General features: G+C 56.4%; 1 protein-coding gene. It reads left to right on the plus strand.

The genetic code is table 11. The annotated features are described in order from the left end of the window. Positions 1–1911, plus strand: a 1911-nt coding sequence (locus AC788_RS21760; protein ID WP_269082581.1) for a neuraminidase-like domain-containing protein, incomplete at both ends; no start/stop codon positions are given.

Consider the following 1911-nt stretch of genomic DNA (forward strand, 5'->3'; position numbering starts at 1 on the left):
GCGCCTGGTCGGACTGGAAACGGGCCAACCTGCCGATCTCGGAAGCGGCGATCGAGAAAACCATCCGTCCGGTGTACTTCAACAACCGGCTGTTCGTGACCTGGGTCGAGATGATCGACAGCGTCGACCCGGCAGGCAGCGGTGATCTGGAAGCCGTCGAGCCGGTCGGCGGCTCTTATAGCCATCGCGATCTGCCCAAGCCTAAAGCGGTGTCGAAGCTGCGCTTGAACCTGACGTACAAAAAGTACGACGACAGCTGGAGTGCGCCGCAGTGCTACATGGAAACCGAAGTGGATCCTGCCGCCATTACCTACCAATGGAAGACGGACGAAAAGGATGACCCCGAGTACGGCACCCACAAGATCGACCTCGACACCATTGCCGTCGTCGATGTCTCGACCAACCCCGAAGCGTTATTCCTGGCCATGTATGCCGGTTACGTCAAGGGTTCCAGTACTACAGATGGCCGCTTGGACAAGTACCGCCTGCTGAAAACCCTGAAGATCGACAAGAACTTCAACAGCTTCGATCTGTTCCCGGAACACGGTCTGGTTGATGGCACTGAGGAAGAAAACGAGGAGGAGGACAAAAGACTGAGTCGTAATCTGGTCATGCGCGTCGGCATCCTGTTCGCTGCCGCCGATACCAATGCCGGACGCTTTCAGTTCCCTGTGACGGGAGTCTCGATCCGAATCAAGCCTTCTAGCCAAACCACCTGTCCTCATTCGGGAACCAGTGGCCTGCAAGGCTGGAACTATGCAGGCTGGCAGCCACGGATCCTGCACACCGTCGATGGCGACGACATCCAGTGGGATGAAACTAGGCGCGAAATCAAATTTACGACGAGGGTCAACACGCGTTTTGCAAAAGAAAGCGGCATCAAGATCACCTCGACTACTGGCACCGAAAGGTACGAATTTGAATTTTATCTGCCTGAAGATAATGGCGAGGTCTGGGCGACTCTGCAGCCCAACTCCCGACTGACATGCACGGCCGGGGCGTTTTCGAGCCCCTATCTAGGTTTTGTATGGCTCCAGCTGCCAGGAGGAAGGCATACGCTGATAACAGACCAGAACGACCAACGTGTAACTTTTAATCCTAACGGTCACCATACAGACCTCGCTGGTAAAAGGGTAAACAGACACTCGTTGCGTCTACTCCAGGCCCGCCCAAGTGATCTTCTCTCAATGCAAGCTCACAGCCTGACGGGCGCCGGATCACCCTCGAGCTATCCCGTATACAGTTACGAAGACCTGAAGTTTCTGCAGTTCCTCGCCCGACCAAGCTCAATGAGTAATCCCACGCCTGAGAGCAACCGGCTCAAGGTCAATCTTACGGTGGGTTCGGCTCAAGACACTTTATTGCCCGACCAGGACTCGCAATCGGCCACTATCAAAATCAGCCCTGAAACCCTTCGCCCTGATTGGAACGTTACCTGGCCAGACCACGAGAAAAAATTCACGATCATCCACGGCGTGTATGTCATGGAGACCAATGGCACCAGCAGCACCGGCATAGGCCATGCCATCAAAGCCACAGAGATCGAGCTTGAATTCGTCGGCGACGACGCCCACTTGATCGCCCCGAAAATCTCGTACTACACCAACGCAACCCTGGGCACTGCTGAGTACATTGACTTCACCCGCTCTACCATCGCCCGCAACGACCGCGACAACGGCGCTCGCCAGCCCATCCGCATGAACACCCTGTTCGCCCGCAACCTGATCGAGCGTGCCAACATCGCCCTGGAAAACCTGCTGTCCTGGGAAACCCAGCACCTACCCGAGCCCGCCTTGGCCGAGTCCGGCAATCAGCCGTTCATGGACTTCAAGGGCGCCAACGGCCTCTACTTCTGGGAGCTGTTCTTCCACCTGCCGTTCCTGATCAGCCATCGCCTCAACAGCGAGCAGC

The sequence above is a fragment of the Pseudomonas sp. RIT-PI-a genome (genome assembly GCF_001187875.1).
In the GTDB taxonomy this organism is placed as follows: domain Bacteria; phylum Pseudomonadota; class Gammaproteobacteria; order Pseudomonadales; family Pseudomonadaceae; genus Aquipseudomonas; species Aquipseudomonas coleopterorum.